Raw genomic sequence first — 16,075 nt, forward strand, 5'->3', positions numbered from 1 at the left:
CTATCTTCTATTTTTCCGTATTTTCACCAAGATTAAACGTGGCTGTCTTCTTCTTGCCGTCCCGGTAATACGTAATCTCAATTTCATCGCCAATCGATTTCTTCCCGTACAAGTATTTGCGAAGATCCATCGTGCTTCCGATCGCCGTCTTATCCAGCTTCACGATGACATCGTTAAACTTCAGGCCCGCTTTCTCCGCCGGTCCCACCGCCTCCAGCACAATAACGCCCGCCGTCACATCTTTGGGAAGCTTGAGATCCGCGGCCGTTGCCGGCACTTGATCCTCATCCGCAGAGGAATCTCCGTCATCAAGACCGGTATCGCCGTTTGCGTCCGGATCATCTTCTTCACTGTCACCGGTATCGCCCTGATTCCCTTTGCCCATCGATTGTTGAGCCAAATATTGATCCAGGTCCATCGTATAGACACCCAGATACGGGCGATTCACTTTGCCGTTCTCCAGCAAACTTTTTACAATCGGCAGCGCGGCATGCGTCGGAATCGCAAACCCGACCCCTTCAACGCCAAAATCGGCAACCTTCATACTGTTGATACCAACCACTTTGCCATCGAGATTGATAAGCGGTCCGCCGCTGTTGCCCTGGTTGATCGAGGCATCAATCTGTATGACCTCCTGCTCCCAATCGTAGACGCCATCCTGGCTGAGCGAGACCGGGATAATCCGTTTGGTTTTGCTGACAATACCCAGGGACAAGGAGTCGCTCAGCCCAAGCGGATTGCCGATAGCCATCACCCATTGACCGGCCTGCAGGTCATCGGATTCGCCAAACTCCGCAACCGTATCAATGTCTTTGCCGTCGATTTCCAGTACCGCCAGATCGGTAATCTGGTCTTTGCCGATAACCTTCGCATCAAGAGTCCTGCCGTCGCTCAGCACCGCTTTAAGCGCTTCGGCATCCGCCACCACATGATTATTCGTAATAATATGAGCTTTGCCCTTCACTTTCTCAAAAATAAATCCGGAACCGAGAGCAGCCTGAGCCAGCTCATTCTCGGTATCCTCATCATTCGAAGCATCACCGCTTGTATTATTTCTGAAATCAGGCAGCGACTGCTCATTGATAATGCTCACGACCGCAGGCCGGACCTTGGCCGCGGCCTGGATGGTCTTATCCATGGGATCGATGGCATTCAACGATGTAACGGGAGCGGAAGCGCCGTTCGCACCGTCCCCGGACCGGTGAAAGCCGGTCACAAGACCGAACACCAACACCACGGCAAGAGCACTAATCAGCGACGACGTTAGAGCAATACCGGTGTTGGACCAGTTCATGCCCTTCATGCCCCTTCCCTTGCGGGACGAGAAGGACTTATCTTCCCGTTTGGCCTGGCGGGTACGACGGGAGATGCGTGTGGAATAGAAATCGTCGTCGAACAAGCTCATCTATAATCGCTCCTCTCGATGCCTTCGACATCAAGATTTTTTTTCAAAGCTGGGAATGATATTGGAAGAATAGACTACAATAGATATATAGAAGTACGAATGGTTATCACGCTCTAGTAGTACAAGCGATGACGGCTAAGGTGGATATTACATCCTTCGTTATGCACGCACAATTGGTGACTATGCGTCATGTGCCGCACGACCATAACGGCTTGCGCGATGCATATACATATGCATCCCATACTCCGTTATTACCCTGTATGTACAATTAAAATCTTGAAAGGAGCGAAAAAATGATGACAAGCCCATCATTCGCAGCAAAGGAACATCTGAATCTCGCAGCCAAGCTCGCCGATCTCAAGGATGATCATTACCGCATTCTGCTTGCGCTTGGCGCTCTATCCGAGCTGCTGATCGAGAAAGGCCTGATGACAGAAGAGGAGCTTGAGCAGAAAACCGCAATGCTCGACGTTCAGCTTGATGCTCTTATCGACGCTTCACTTCATCCCATGGCGTAGGTTTATTATGATAGGTTTCCCGCAGGGGATATTCATCCTGCCGAAAGAAGAACCCGTTGCTCTCTAATATGTTATTCACCGTAAGCTTGGCCAAATCCATCAAGTTATGATCAAGGCTTAAATGAGCCAGATAGACGCGTTTCGTCCGGTCTGTGAGCAGCTGGCATAACGCTTCCCCCGCCGCTTCATTCGACAAATGTCCGATGTCGCTCAGAATCCGCCGCTTGATATTCCAGGGATAGCGCCCCATCCGCAGCATGTTGACGTCATGATTCGACTCCAGCACCAGGACATCGGAATCCTCCAGCACGAGCCTCACCTTATCGCTGACATAACCCAAATCCGTGGCCAGACCCAGCTTCTCGCCTTCATAATCGAAGGTATAGCCTACCGGCTCGGCCGCATCATGCGAGATGGCGTACGAGGTCGTTTTCATCGATCCGAAGGTTACCGACTCGCCCGTCTCGATCACGACCCGCTTCTCCGCCGCAATCTGCCCGACGTGGCGCTCCAACGCTTCCCATGTCGCCTGATTGGCGTATATCGGCAGATTGAATTTTCGCGCAAATGCGCCTAATCCTTTAATATGATCAGAATGCTCATGCGTGACGAGAATGGCATCCAGATGATGCCCGGCAACACCGCGCTCGCGCATGAGCTCCTCCATTTTCTTCGCGCTCAATCCGACATCGACCAGTACAGTCGCACTATCGCTCTGCACAATCGTTGCGTTCCCCGTTGAACCGCTGGCTAGCACTGTAAATCGAAGTCCCATAGCTTATTAAACCTGTCCTTTCCCCTGCTCCCCATCCTTCACAACGACCAAACCGCGCCTCATGTTGCATCTGAAGCACAATTTTTCACATTTCTCATCCCACTACCCTGCTCAAACCTTCGAAAATAGCAATTACCCGGACTGTGAAACGGTTTCGACTTCGGCGCTCACAGCATCCACATAATAATAGACACTATTATCCTCCAGGAGCACCCGCCAGGATGGCGACCAGAACTGCGTCTCGGAATCAAAAGGCTGCCCGTGATAGCCAAGCTTGATCTCCCGAATTACCGCCCCGTTGTGGAGGTGATTCTCAATCAGGCTGCCCAGTGCTTTCGTAGCCGGGAGCACAACCTGTTCCCGCGAATCCTCTCCGGCTACGAGCTCGATCACATCCTGCCGGTAAGCCGTGATCTTCTGGTTGCTGTAGAACAACTCCAGCTTCACATCGAACATCGGACGTCCATCCACCATCCGGTTAAATACAAATTCGATATCCTTGTCCGAGTCGAAGCCGTATAGATTCAACTCCGGAATGATGGAGCCCAAATCTTCCTGAAGCTCCTTCTTGTTGAACACAATCTTACTCTCTACCGGCTCTTCCAGCTCATGGCGCTCACCGATACCCAGCTTGTTCGTGACCCGGAATGTCAAATCCCGCAGCTTGGGCGTCTCCGATGGAATCCGTATATTCGCAGCAAATGAAATATTCTTCTGCTGCATAATAGCCAGCGTATCCGGGGGCAGAGAGCCTGCATCCGCATTCGCGCTTTGCCTTTCCTGGATGTTCAGCCACAGCTGGTACCCCAGTATGACGTTCAGCATCAAAAATGCGAATATGAGCACGCTCTTTGCCCTGCCCCAATCCATCGGTTTACCCCCTTTGCGTATCTGTTTTGTTTTTGCCTTCTTCTGCCTCACCGCTATCTGCTCCGCCAACGGGCAGTGCAGCCCCGCCCGGCTCGCCGGGCTCCGGCTTCTCGCCCAGCGATTTCATGAGCACCTCCTGGGTGCCGTCCCGCAGACGAACCACCCATACCGGCTCCAGCTTCAGCCTGTCCTCTTCCTCCGGCGAAGCCAGCATGGCAGGGTACAGGGCATTCACTTCACCCCGCCTGCTATAACGGGCCAGCTCGCTCTTCAACGTCTCTCCGCCAGGCAGCCACCTGACCTCCTGCGATTCCGCCTTCTTATCCAGTGTGATGAGCGACCTCGCATATTCAGAGACTACGCCCTGCTGCAGCCGCAGCTTCATCTCGCCAAAAATAAATGGGGAGTTAGGCACAATGGGGTAGGAGCCGTAGAACTGCGTGCTGTAATATTGCTGATAGCGGACGGTCTGCCTGTCCAGCGTTTCCGTATGCAGCAGGCGGTTCAGCCCGTCCCATCCGCCATGCTGATTGACAAACCTGATCGACTCATATACATTTTCGCTTTCACTATTGCTCTCGCCTTGGCCTGCTACGGGATCGGTATAGCTGATCCATTTGCCGTTCTGTTCTATCTGCAGGCCGCGCTTGCCGTCGGTGAAAATTTGCGAGCCGCTGCGGTCGACAATCGCCCTTGTTACGCCCGGATCGAAGAAGAGATTACGCTGCATCTGCTCCGGTGCATAAGTCTGATAGTTCACTATGGCCAACTGGGACTCAATCGGCCCGCTCGGAGTGTAAATGTCATCCTCAATCGGCTCATACGACGTTTGAAATTCCCCATAGCCGACATACATCTGAACATCCTGCGCAGTCAGGTCCGCTTTAACCGATTCATAGACCGTCATGCCATTGGCGCTGAAGAAATAGGTCCGCACCTCTTCCCGGTCGCTGTTCTTAAAGATCCAGATCCGGTTGATCACATCACCCAGAAACTGCAGATCTCCTTCGAGCTTCAGAACCTTCCCAAGCAGCTCCACCGGAACGCCGGTTCCGAAGCGCAGCTCCACGCCCAGATCGCGATCGCGCACCTCATCCCAGTTGAGCACGGAGAACGTGTTGCGCTGAAATCCTTTAAATTCCCGGCTCTGAATTTTGGTGTAGATCAGATTATAGAAATTCATCGAAGGATAAAGAACCGTATGTTTTTCTTTGCCCAGATGAAGCACAATATCTTCCGGAAAAATGAGATTCTCAAGCTTTCCTTCCTGTCCCATCGACTCTGTCGACACATAGTCCTGCTTCGATGAGGTCGTGACCCCAAGACCCGGCATACTGTAGGCCAGCAGATAGCTTTGCAGCAGACTGATCACAACAAGCGCGGCGAGCAGAGCGGTTTTGGTTTTCTCCATCATACCGGCTCACCGTCCTCTATAAGAGCCGGCAGCAATACCGTCACCGTCGTTCCCTCGTTCAGTTCGGAATCGAGCGATATCGAGCCTCCATGCGCCTTTACAATTTCCCGGGCAATAGACAGCCCAAGACCGGTACCGCCCATATTGCGTGAACGCGCCTTATCCACCCGGTAGAAACGTTCGAATATCCGGTTCAAATCCTTCTTCGGAATGCCGATTCCTGTATCCTTGACGCTGATCGCAATTGCAGCCGTATCAAGTCTGCGTGCCGAAATCACAATCTTCCCGCCATCAAGCGTATATTTTATCGCATTGGAAACCAGATTGTCGAACACCTGATCGATCTGATCCCGGTCCAGCAGAATGGTGTCGATCCCTTTTTCGACATGGACTTCCGCACGAATCGACTTGCTCCGCAGCTGAAAAGAAAACCGGTCCGCCACTTCCTCCAGCATCTCGTGAACCCCGGTCTGCTGCCGGCGCAGCGGCGCCTGATTGGAATCCAGCCGCGACAGATGCAGCAGATCGGTGACAAGGCGGATCATCCGCTCCGTCTCGTTGCGAATGACCCCGACGAACCGCTGACCCAGCTCCTGCTCCTCCATAGCCCCGTCATCCAGCGCTTCGGTATAGCTCTTGATCGTGGTCAGCGGTGTCCGCAGCTCATGCGATACATTGGCTACGAACTCGCGTCTGGACTGTTCGAGCCGCTCCTGCTCCGTCACATCCTGCAGCACCGCTATCGTGCCGGATATGCCTTTGTCGCGCCTGCGGATCGGGGTAAACGTGACACGCATCAGCTCGTCCTCATCCTCACTGCCCGGATGGATATGATGATGAATCACCGCAGCTTTTTCATTGCCGTTCAGCAGACCAGCCAGCTTCTCCTCTTCCATGCCGAACAGTTCATTCAGCCGGCAGCCCTGGCATGAATCTTCACGCAGCATTTCCTCGGCCCGCCGATTGGTGATCATCACGATCCCATGCTCGTCAGCGGCGACAACGCCGTCGCTCATATTAGCCAGAATGGAAGAGATCTTATCCTTCTCCTCTTCATTGGCCGAGAGCGCATCGCGCAGCCGCATCGTCATATCGTTGAACACCTCGGAGAGCCGTCCGATCTCGTCGTCGCCGAGCACCGGAACCTGCTGGTTGAAACGCCCCTCAGCGACCGCCGCTGCTTGACGAGTCAAACCCTTGATAGGGTTCGTAATCGTGTGCGCCAGCAGAACGCCCAAGACGCCAGTAAGCCCCAGCGCGAAGATCATGCCGGACATAAAGATCCGGTTGATGCGGTCTACCGTCTGATACAAGTCCTTCATGGAGGCCACCAGATAAACGGCCCCCACAATCTTATCGCCGTTGATTACCGGCTTGGCGATAATTTTTTTGCGGACGTTGTCTTCGTCAATAACATCCTCTTCATTGTCGCGGATCCCCTGCAGCGCCCGGCTGACGGCAAGCGAAGTGTTCTTCTTACCGATATACGACTGATGAGCCTGAACCGAGGTGGCCAATACTTTTCCCGCAGCATCCAGCACTTGAATTTCCGCTTCATTGATGCTGAACAAGCTGCGGACCAGCATATTGAGGTCTTCTTCCGTCGTCTGCTGGCCGCTTGCATCAGCTGTCTTGTCGGGCTTGCTCGCTAACGTCTGGGCCGCGAACTCCGAGAGCAGGTTAGCCTGTTCATTCATGTTCTTGGTGAAGGTACTCGTCAGCGACGTCTTCATCGTGCTGATGAAATACACGCCGATCAACTGCATCGCGATTAGAATGAGCAGCACATAAATGATAATGAGCTTCACCTGGATACTGCGGAAGAAACGTATCCCTTTCATCCGTACCCGAATCCCCCGGACTTGGGATTGCGCATCAGATAGCCCAGACCCCGCCTTGTGAGAATATAGGCCGGACGGCTCGGATCGTCCTCGATTTTCTCCCTTAGCCTTCTGATCGTGACATCGACAGTCCGCACATCCCCGAAATATTCAAATCCCCATACCGCCTGCAGCAGATGCTCCCGGGTCATCACTTTTCCGCTGTTGCGGGCCAGATAGTAGACCAGCTCATATTCGCGGTGGGTCAGATCCAAGGGCTCGTCATCCTTGTACACCACATACATATCGGTATCGATGAACAGGTTGAAAATACCCAGCCCCTGCTTCTCGTCTTCCGCAGCATGTCCGCCGGCAGTATTCCCGGATACCGTTACCTCCGCCTTCTGCCTGCGCAGATGGGCCTTCACGCGCGCCAGCAGTTCCCTTGTGCTGAACGGCTTCGTCACATAATCGTCTGCGCCCAGCTCCAGACCCAGGACCTTGTCAAGCTCCGTGTCCTTGGCGGTCAGCATGATAATGGGGGTCTGAAGACGGCTCCGCACCTCGCGGCAGACATCCATGCCGTCCTTCACCGGCAGCATCAAATCCAGCAGGATCAGATCCGGCTGTTCCTCAAAAGCCAACCGCACCGCTTCACCGCCGTCGAAAGCACAAATGACCTGGTAGCCTTCTTTCTCCAAGTTAAACTTCAGAATATCCGCTATCGGCTGTTCGTCGTCCACGACCAAAATTTTACCGTGCATTGTCACACCGCCCGTCACTATTGCTAGCCTTCTATATCGAGGGTACCAGGTTGCCCTGTGAACATTATTGTAAACTCCTTTCTATTCTATCATAGGATAGACCCCGTTCCCAAATGAAAGTTCCCTCAGGGCCACTATCCATTTACCGGGAAAAAATCAGAAAAAAAAAGCACCTCTGCGGCGTAAGAAGCCGAGGGTGCCGATGACAAAATTTCTATAAATATTTAATCGGGTTTTGCAGATTGCCGTCCTTTACGAGCTGGAAATGCAGATGCGTCCCGAAGGAGTGGCCCGTATTGCCCATAATGCCGAGCACATCGCCCTTCTCCAGCGTTTCGCCTTTTTTGACAGTGATTTTACTTAAATGTCCGTAAGTGGTTTCAAATCCGTTTTTATGGTTAATAATTACAGCATAGCCTAATCCGTTCTTCTTCCCGGCAAAGCTGACTACGCCGGTGTCGGCAGCCATAATATTCTTGCCGCCGATCATATCGATACCCTTGTGCATGCGTCCCCAACGACCGCCGAAGCTGCTGGTGACCTTATGGCCGCTAACCGGCCAAGAGAAGTTTCCGGTTCCTTCGCCGACGACCTTGGTGCCTTTCATAATAATGGCGGGGATCGTTTTCTCGAGCACCTGTTCACTGACGAGCACCTCTTTCATGAGGTACCCGTTTTGTTTGACGAGCTGATAAACCAGCGCTTTCCTGCCGCTTTTCCCTTCGCGGATCACTTTCGATTCGCCAATCTTCATATTGCTGTTCTTCTGTACTACGGTAGTCGGCTCGATCACAATGGTTTCCGTTACATTTTCGACCGTTTCTACCGTCACCTGAGGTTTGAGAACCGTCAGATCCAGTACATCCCCTTCACGGATCATATCATCCTCTATCCAAGGATTGCGCTCATAAATGACTTGGGGAGAAATATCAAATTTTGTCGCAATACAGCTGACGCAATCGCCCTTCTGGACCGTATATTTGGTGGGCGCAACAACGCCTTTGACAAGCTTCAAGTACAAGGCATTGGGGTCTGCAATCTCATCAGGCTGCACGTCCGTCTCTACCGTCGCCACCTTCTCGATAAACTTTACCGACTTCAGTGATGTGGCCGACTTTGGTGCCTCTGCGGTTTGTTTGGTGCTGAGCGAAAGTGCCTTCACTTCAAGCGTTTTGTTTTTAACTGTGTCCGGGGGCGCGTACTTGTTCTCCACCCGCTGGAGCAGCGAGTCCGCCGTGGCCTGATCTTTTACGATGCCGACGACTTTTCCGTTAACCTTGAGCTCCACCCCCACAGCATGGCTGGTAAGCAAACTCTCCAGCTTGGCTAAAGTAGCTGCCGTTTGCGGCTTAGCTTTGTAAGCGCTCTTACGTTCATAAGTGACTTCACCGGTTTCTACAACCATTTGGGCTTTGGGGTTGGCAGCCTCTATTTCAGCCTGTTTACGGCTGAGAAGCGCCTCTGCCTGATCCTGGGAGCTTAAATCGCCTATAAGCTGGCCGTCCCTGTATACTTGAACAAAATCAACGGTATTTGTTTTTATGTATTGGCTGCCGCTAAATCCTGCTAGAATCAGCAAAACCAGGGCACCTCCAATAAGTGCGAGTGGTTTTTTGTGCTTCAAAACGGTCATGATTGGCTCCTTTTCACGTTCTCGCTTTAGTCAAACGACCAAATCCGACATTGAAGTTGGTGCATGGATGGCTACGCATTACTTTACCACACGCCATGCAGGAGGATCAATCAAACCACTCTTTATCAAAAATTAATATTTTTTCAGAATATCCATCATCCGGTCGTATTCGGTCCGATCCAGATTTTGCGCAATCAGCTGCTGGAGCTCTGTCATTTCCTCGGAAGTAAGTCCACCCTCGATCAACGCTGATATCCGCTGCCACGAATCCGTCGGCAGTTTCTTCATAATGACATTAAACAGCTCCTGCTTGTCCGCGTCGCTCAGGCTGTTCTTGGCCGCATTCAATTGGTCCGTGGTCATCGCCAAGCCCTCTTTTTCCGCTTCACCCGTTTGGCCGCTGGAAGCGCCGCTGTTGCCTTTGGGACCTGTTCCGCCGCCAATGTCGGACAACGCACCGGGCTCAGATCCGAAGGCATCCACCGCAAGCGGCGTTTCTTCCTCGCCCTGGCTGCTGCCTGCCTCATTATCCGCTTCCGACTGGCTGCCACTCCCTGCGTTATCCCCTGCTCCGGCATTGCTGCTGCTGTTGCCGGTCTCAGCAACTCCTCCTGTATCACTGCCCTCATCCGTACCCGATCCGGAATCGCTGCTTGCCCCGGATCCATTCGCTGACGGATCCCCGTTCTTGCCGGTTCCTACCGGGTTATCGTTGTCCGGGCTTTGATTGCCTGATGCCGTCGTTTTCTTGGGATCCTGGTCAGCTCCCCACAATCCTCCCCATACCCCGCTCATCGCAAAAGGCGTTTGCTCCAAAGGAATACCGTACTGCTTCAGCAGGGTTTCGACATAACTATTGACGACATACCCGGTTGTCCAAATGGACAGGAAACTGACGATTAATCCCGCCGCCACCGTCCTGCCCAGCCATCCGGCCATTTTCCACATGTTTATCATCCTTCCATACATCCCGCTTTCCTATCGGAAACTAACTATGCTGGACTCTAGCGTTCCAACCTCTACTCTCCATTATGGGCAGTCCCAATAGGAACCATTCAATATGAGTGGAAAATTATTCATAATATCTTGCCTGCCAGCCGCGCTTGAACAGCCGAAACCCTGCTGCCTTCACCCGGTTGTGCGTGCATGACAGTTTGTAAGATGCTGTCAATATCCATATCATTGACGAAGTAAGAAGTATACAATTCCGTTCTTACAGTTTACTTACGGCCTCAACTAAAAGAGAAAAGAGCATGCGCTGATATTCGTTCAGCGCACGCTGTTTCTTTAATCTCCATAATTTTATTCCGAAGCAGCGTGGAGCGTTTACGTCCCTCTCGGGACACACTTCCATGTTCCGCTCGCGTGCCAACTGTCGACTTCGTCCCTGACTTACATAAGCCCATTCAACCTCCATAAGGAGTCGAATGGACTTGTTTGTTAGTTTTCTTCGATTTTCTTCAACGGTTAAACCGCCGGGCTTTCTATGACCCCACCTTCGATATCGAATCGGGAACTATGACAGTTCTTCAACCCTCTGCTACTCCTATCGGCTCACAACAAAAAGGACAGCGCCCGCAGACGTTGTCCTTTTGTTATTCGCCGTATGTTATTTTATAAATAAATGGGCTGCACTTGATTGGTTTGCTCGCGGTTGCGGCCAACCGAGAAGATCGAGATCGGAATACCGGTCAGCTCCGACACACGCTCCACATAACGGCGCGTATTCTCAGGCAGATCGGCAAGGGTTTTCACATCGGAAATATCCTCGCTCCATCCCGGAAGCTCCTCATATACCGCTTCGCACTCGGATATCAGCTTCAGACTGGCCGGATACGTGTCAATCACTTCGCCGCGCAGCTTGTAGCCGGTGCAGATTTTGACCGTTTGCAGACCCGACAGCACGTCAAGCGAGTTCAGCGAAAGGCCGGTGATGCCGCTGACGCGGCGGGCATGGCGAACCACAACGCTGTCGAACCAGCCGACACGGCGCGGACGGCCTGTTACTGTACCGTACTCATGGCCCCGCTCACGGATCCACTCGCCTGTTTCATTGTTCAGCTCAGTTGGGAACGGACCGTCGCCTACACGTGTCGTGTACGCTTTGGCTACCCCGATAACCTGCTGAATCTTCGAAGGACCAACGCCAGAGCCGATGCACACGCCGCCGGCCGTAGGGTTAGACGAAGTCACGAACGGATAGGTCCCTTGGTCGATATCCAGCATAACGCCCTGCGCGCCTTCAAACAGAATACGTTTGCCGGCATCAATGGCGTCGTTGAGCACAACCGAGGTATCCGTTACATAATGGCGGAGAATCTCGGCATAGCCCAAGTATTCCTGCAGGATGGCCTCACAGTCGAGTGGCTCGCCGCCGTATACCTGCTGAATCACCTGATTTTTCTCTTTTACAATATGGCGGAGCCGGCTCTCGAACTCCTCGGGATCCATCAGATCCGCAATTCGGATACCTGCCCGCGCTGCTTTATCCATATAACACGGACCGATCCCTTTACGGGTCGTTCCGATTTTATTATCGCCTTTGCGCTCTTCTTCCAGGCCGTCGAGTACCAGATGATAAGGCATAATGACATGGGCACGGTCGCTGATTTTCAGGTTCTCCGTGTTGAAGCCGTTTTCCTGAATATATTTAATTTCCTCAATGAGAGCAGATGGATTGATGACCATTCCGTTACCAATGACGCTCACTTTGTTTTCATTGAAAATTCCCGATGGAATCATCGTCAGCTTATATTTTTTATTGCCGATAAGAATCGTATGTCCGGCGTTGTTTCCCCCTTGATAGCGGGCAACGACGTCCGCGCCTTCCGCCAGAAAGTCAGTGATTTTCCCCTTGCCTTCGTCTCCCCACTGCGTTCCGACCACAACTACTGTTGACATAGATATACCCCCATTCGACGTAAAGCGCACATCGAAAATTACCGCCGTTGCAGGCAGCATGTTAAGTTTAGCAGGCGACTCCATCAAAGTCAATAAAATAACGAACGATTGCAGGGTTGCCTATCTGATTGTTCGGAATTGCCTCTTCTTATTCCCATAACCATCCTGTTAGGATGCCTGGCCCGGTTCCTGATGCGAACGGTCCAGACCCACGAATTTATTGTAATTTTTCAGGAACGCCAGCTCCACCGTGCCCACCGGTCCGTTCCGCTGTTTGGCGATTATAATTTCAATAATATTCTTCTTCTCGGATTCCTTATCGTAATAATCATCCCGATAGAGGAAAGCAACAATATCGGCATCCTGCTCAATCGAGCCGGATTCCCGAAGGTCAGACATCATCGGGCGCTTGTCCTGCCGCTGCTCCACGCCCCGGCTAAGCTGCGAGAGCGCGATAACCGGCACCTCCAGCTCACGGGCGATCTGCTTCAGCGTACGGGAGATTTCGGAAACCTCCTGTTGACGGTTCTCACCGGCTTTGCCGCGGCCCTGTATGAGCTGCAGGTAGTCGATCAGAATCATCCCGAGGCCCCGCTCCTTCTTCAGACGGCGGCATTTGGCGCGGATATCGGCCACGGTAATGCCTGGCGTATCATCGATAAAGATCTGAGCCTCTGACAGCGAACCAATCGCCATCGTCAGCTTCTCCCAATCGTCGCCTTCGAGAAAGCCTGTCCGCATCCGTCCCGCGTCCACATTGGCTTCTGCGCAAATCATCCGCTGAACCAGCTGCGCCGCCGACATCTCCAGACTGAAGATCGCGACCGTCTCGCGTGCCCGGACGCCTACGTTCTGTGCGATATTAAGCGCGAAGGCCGTTTTACCTACTGAGGGACGAGCCGCCACGATGATCAGATCATTCCGCTGAAAACCGGACGTCATCTTGTCCAAATCGCTGAAACCCGAGGGGATTCCGCTTGGTCCGCCTTTATTGGTGTACAGATGCTCCACTCGTTCGAACACTTCCATCAGCACATCGCGAATGGAGATGAAGCCCGTACTTGAGCGGCGATTGGACAACTCCATAATCCGCTGCTCGGCTTCATTAAGCAGCAGGCCAACATCGTCTGCCGCCGCATAGCCGTTGGATACAATCTGTGTGGCCGTCCGGATAAGCCGCCGCAGCATGGATTTCTCTTCCACAATCTGCGCGTAATAATCAACATTCGCCGCCGTTGGAACCGAATTGGCCACCTTCGACAGGTAACTGACGCCACCCATCTCCTCCAGCTGCTGCCGATCCTGCAAATAAGCCGTCAGCGTTACAAGGTCAATCGGCTGGTTCGCTTCGCCAATTTCCACCATCGCCTCATAAATGATCTGGTGCGCCGGCGAATAGAAGTCTTCACTGCGCAGCCGCTCCATGGACGTGATCAAAGCTTCCGCATTCAGCAGAATAGCGCCGATTACAGCCTGTTCCGCTTCAATATTCTGCGGCGGTACACGGTCAAACATCAGCTCATTGCTCATCTGCTTGTTGAACCCCTTTACCTGTTATTATTCCTCTGCCGCCTGAACCTTCAGCTTCGCCTTCACTTCAGGATGCACTTTAATCATCACCTGGGTTACGCCAAGCGTACGAATTGGCTCATCCAACTCGATTTTCCGTTTATCGACCTTGATGCCGTGACCGGCTTCCAGCGCTTCGGCGATTTGTTTGCTTGTAATGGCGCCAAACAACCTGCCGCCCTCGCCCGCTTTTGTTTTCACAACGACAATTAGTTCCTCCAGCTTAGCTGAAAGCGCCTTGGCATCCTCTTTTTCCTTCTCTTTGCGTTTTTGCTCCGAAGCCGTTTGCAGCTCCAACGTCTTCAGATTACCGTCCGATGCCAGCTTGGCTAGTCCCTGCGGGAGGAGAAAATTGCGTACATACCCTTCTGATAGATCTTTAACATCGCCTTTTTTGCCCTGTCCCTTAACGTCTTTCAACAAAATAATTTTCATTCGAATAACCCCTCTTCCTTATCGATATCTTGCAAGACCTGTTTGAGCCGTGCCGCCACTTCGGCAACGGTGCCTTCCTGCTGCGCCGCGGCATTGGTGAGATGACCGCCGCCGCCCATCCGCTCCATGACCACCTGAACATTCATATGCCCAAGCGACCTGGCGCTGATGCCGATCAGACCGTCCTGCCGCTGACCGATGACGAACGATGCCAGCACATCCGTCATGTTAAGCAGCGTATCCGCCGATTGGGCGATCAGCAGCTGGGAATACTGCCGGTCCTGCTCCGTGATGGCAATGGCAATATGCTCGTGCACAATCTCCGCATGTTTGATGATTTCGGCTTTCTTGATGTATTCGGCCAGATCCTCCTTCAGCATGCGCTGAACCAGCATCGAGTCGGCCCCATTTCGCCTCAGGAACGAAGCCGCCTCGAACGTCCTGGATCCCGTCCGGAGCGAGAAGCTTTTGGTATCCACCGTAATGCCTGCAAGCAGCGCGGTGGATTCGCGAACGTCCAGCATGACCCGGTCATGAATGTATTGCAGCAGCTCTGTTACCAGCTCGCAGGTGGAGGATGCGTACGGCTCCATATACACCAGAATCGCATTGTTGATAAATTCCTCGCCTCTGCGGTGATGATCGACAACGACGATCTTGTCCGTCAAGGTGAGCAGCTTGGGCTCCTTGACCATAGAGGACTTATGCGTGTCGACCACAACGGCAAGGGTGCCCCTATCCATCAGCCCCATGGCCTGCTCCGGCGTAATAAACCGTTTATAAATCCGTTCTTCTTCCTTGAGCATTTCCATCATCTTCTGAACCGCCGGATTAACGCCCTCCAGCACAATAAACGCTTCTTTGTTGAACATTTGAGCTGCTTTCAATACGCCGACAGCCGCGCCAATCGAGTCCATATCCGGCATCTTGTGACCCATGATGACGACATTTTCACTTTCCTTGATCAAATCCCGCAGCGCATGGGCCACGACCCGCGCACGAACGCGCGTCCGCTTCTCGACCGCATTGGACTTGCCGCCATAAAAGGATTGCCGCTGCCCCACCTTAACGGCAGCCTGGTCGCCGCCGCGACCAAGAGCAAAGTCCAGACTCGTCTGGGCCCACTGGCCAAGCTCCACAATACTTTCCGCACCTGCGGCGAACCCGATGCTCAGCGTCATCGGAATCTTGATTTCCGCTGACATCTCACGTACCTCGTCAAGCAGAACAAAACGCGAAAGCTCCAGCTGCTTCAAGGTCTTCTGATCGGTAATAATCAGATACCGGTCGGAGGTCAGCCGTTTCAAATACAGATGAAACTTGCTTGCCCACTCCGTAATCTCGGCTGTTGCCTTGGAGAGAAGCAGGCTGCGTTGCTGATCATCCATGCCCTGGGTAACCTCTTCCAGGTTATCCATCATGACAATCCCGAGTGCAAGCTTCTCTTCCTCATAACGTTTGGCCAGCTGCCAGCGCTGGGTGATATCGCGGATATAAAGCAAACGCTCGTCGAAGCGGAACATCAGCTCATAAACGGAGCCCCCGATCGCTGCATCAAGCGTGCCTTCCCGCTCTTTGGCCTGCGAGAGGGCGGGAAAGAATTCATCCATCGATTCGCCAATGACCGATTCCTTCTCCAGCATCCGGCTGACGAAGCTGTTATGCCATTCCACTTTATTGTCTTCGGTGTATAAAATAATCCCAAACGGCAGCTCGCTGGTGATCTCTCTGCCCGCCTTCTTGACCCTGTACGACATCGTGCCCAAATATTTTTTCAGATCCCGGCGGAAAGCCCGTTCGGCCAGCAAGGAATAGACGCCGACCCCAGCCGCAAAAACAAGACCAAGCAGGCCCCATATCCAGTCGTACCAAGCAAGCGCAATCGTGAGCACAATAATCAGCACAAATGCCCATAGCTGGTGCATTCCGTGCCATCTTTTAATTAGAAACTTCGGCATTTCATCATTCGCC

The 16,075-nt window shown here is 52.8% G+C and carries 13 protein-coding genes; 1 reads left to right on the forward strand and 12 read right to left on the reverse strand.

All coding sequences use genetic code 11. From position 1 onward, the window contains the following. Positions 1 to 7: 7 nt before the first annotated feature. Positions 8 to 1,405: a S1C family serine protease gene (locus tag IEY46_RS34120; protein WP_189000264.1), complete on the reverse strand. Its 1,398-nt coding sequence runs from the start codon at positions 1,403 to 1,405 to the stop codon at positions 8 to 10. A gap of 296 nt (positions 1,406 to 1,701) precedes the next feature. On the opposite strand from IEY46_RS34120, the gene IEY46_RS34125 reads away from it, so the two are divergent. Continuing rightward, positions 1,702 to 1,923, forward strand: a complete 222-nt coding sequence (locus IEY46_RS34125; protein ID WP_373288940.1) for a hypothetical protein — start codon at positions 1,702 to 1,704, stop codon at positions 1,921 to 1,923. Here IEY46_RS34125 and IEY46_RS34130 read toward each other — a convergent pair. The 11 genes from IEY46_RS34130 to IEY46_RS34180 form a co-directional block, all read right to left on the reverse strand. Further along, on the reverse strand, positions 1,892 to 2,698 hold the full coding sequence (locus tag IEY46_RS34130; RefSeq protein WP_189000270.1) for an MBL fold metallo-hydrolase: 807 nt from the start codon (positions 2,696 to 2,698) through the stop codon (positions 1,892 to 1,894). The two genes, IEY46_RS34125 and IEY46_RS34130, sit on opposite strands and share 32 nt — an antisense overlap. A 132-nt stretch (positions 2,699 to 2,830) precedes the next feature. Beyond that, positions 2,831 to 3,568, reverse strand: a complete 738-nt coding sequence (yycI, locus tag IEY46_RS34135) for a two-component system regulatory protein YycI (protein WP_189000273.1) — start codon at positions 3,566 to 3,568, stop codon at positions 2,831 to 2,833. Positions 3,569 to 3,572: 4 nt separating this feature from the next. Continuing rightward, the gene (locus IEY46_RS34140; protein ID WP_189000276.1) at positions 3,573 to 4,982 is read right to left on the reverse strand and encodes a YycH family regulatory protein; all 1,410 of its coding nucleotides are present in this window, start codon (positions 4,980 to 4,982) and stop codon (positions 3,573 to 3,575) included. Next, positions 4,979 to 6,823 (reverse strand): cell wall metabolism sensor histidine kinase WalK, encoded by a 1,845-nt coding sequence (walK, locus tag IEY46_RS34145; RefSeq protein ID WP_189000278.1) that lies wholly within the window; start codon positions 6,821 to 6,823, stop codon positions 4,979 to 4,981. Before walK ends, IEY46_RS34140 begins: the two co-directional genes overlap by 4 nt. Beyond that, positions 6,820 to 7,566 (reverse strand): response regulator YycF, encoded by a 747-nt coding sequence (yycF, locus tag IEY46_RS34150; RefSeq protein ID WP_189000281.1) that lies wholly within the window; start codon positions 7,564 to 7,566, stop codon positions 6,820 to 6,822. The genes walK and yycF overlap by 4 nt, the downstream gene beginning before the upstream one ends. A gap of 214 nt (positions 7,567 to 7,780) precedes the next feature. Next, positions 7,781 to 9,199: a M23 family metallopeptidase gene (locus IEY46_RS34155; protein ID WP_189000284.1), complete on the reverse strand. Its 1,419-nt coding sequence runs from the start codon at positions 9,197 to 9,199 to the stop codon at positions 7,781 to 7,783. A gap of 132 nt (positions 9,200 to 9,331) precedes the next feature. Then, the gene (locus IEY46_RS34160) at positions 9,332 to 10,156 is read right to left on the reverse strand and encodes a hypothetical protein (protein WP_189000287.1); all 825 of its coding nucleotides are present in this window, start codon (positions 10,154 to 10,156) and stop codon (positions 9,332 to 9,334) included. Positions 10,157 to 10,813: 657 nt separating this feature from the next. Then, a complete protein-coding gene (locus IEY46_RS34165) occupies positions 10,814 to 12,100 on the reverse strand; it encodes an adenylosuccinate synthase (protein ID WP_189000290.1) in 1,287 nt (428 codons plus the stop codon). A 168-nt stretch (positions 12,101 to 12,268) separates the two neighbouring features. Next, entirely contained in the window at positions 12,269 to 13,630 is a 1,362-nt protein-coding gene (gene dnaB, locus IEY46_RS34170) for a replicative DNA helicase (RefSeq protein WP_189000292.1), read from the reverse strand. 27 nt (positions 13,631 to 13,657) lie between these two features. Next, the gene (gene rplI, locus IEY46_RS34175) at positions 13,658 to 14,104 is read right to left on the reverse strand and encodes a 50S ribosomal protein L9 (protein WP_189000295.1); all 447 of its coding nucleotides are present in this window, start codon (positions 14,102 to 14,104) and stop codon (positions 13,658 to 13,660) included. Then, complete coding sequence (locus IEY46_RS34180) at positions 14,101 to 16,062, reverse strand: DHH family phosphoesterase (RefSeq protein WP_189000298.1); 1,962 nt, start codon at positions 16,060 to 16,062, stop codon at positions 14,101 to 14,103. The genes rplI and IEY46_RS34180 overlap by 4 nt, the downstream gene beginning before the upstream one ends. Between the last annotated feature and the right edge of the window lie 13 nt (positions 16,063 to 16,075).

The organism is Paenibacillus nasutitermitis, assembly GCF_014641075.1.
Classification (GTDB): domain Bacteria; phylum Bacillota; class Bacilli; order Paenibacillales; family Paenibacillaceae; genus Paenibacillus_Z; species Paenibacillus_Z nasutitermitis.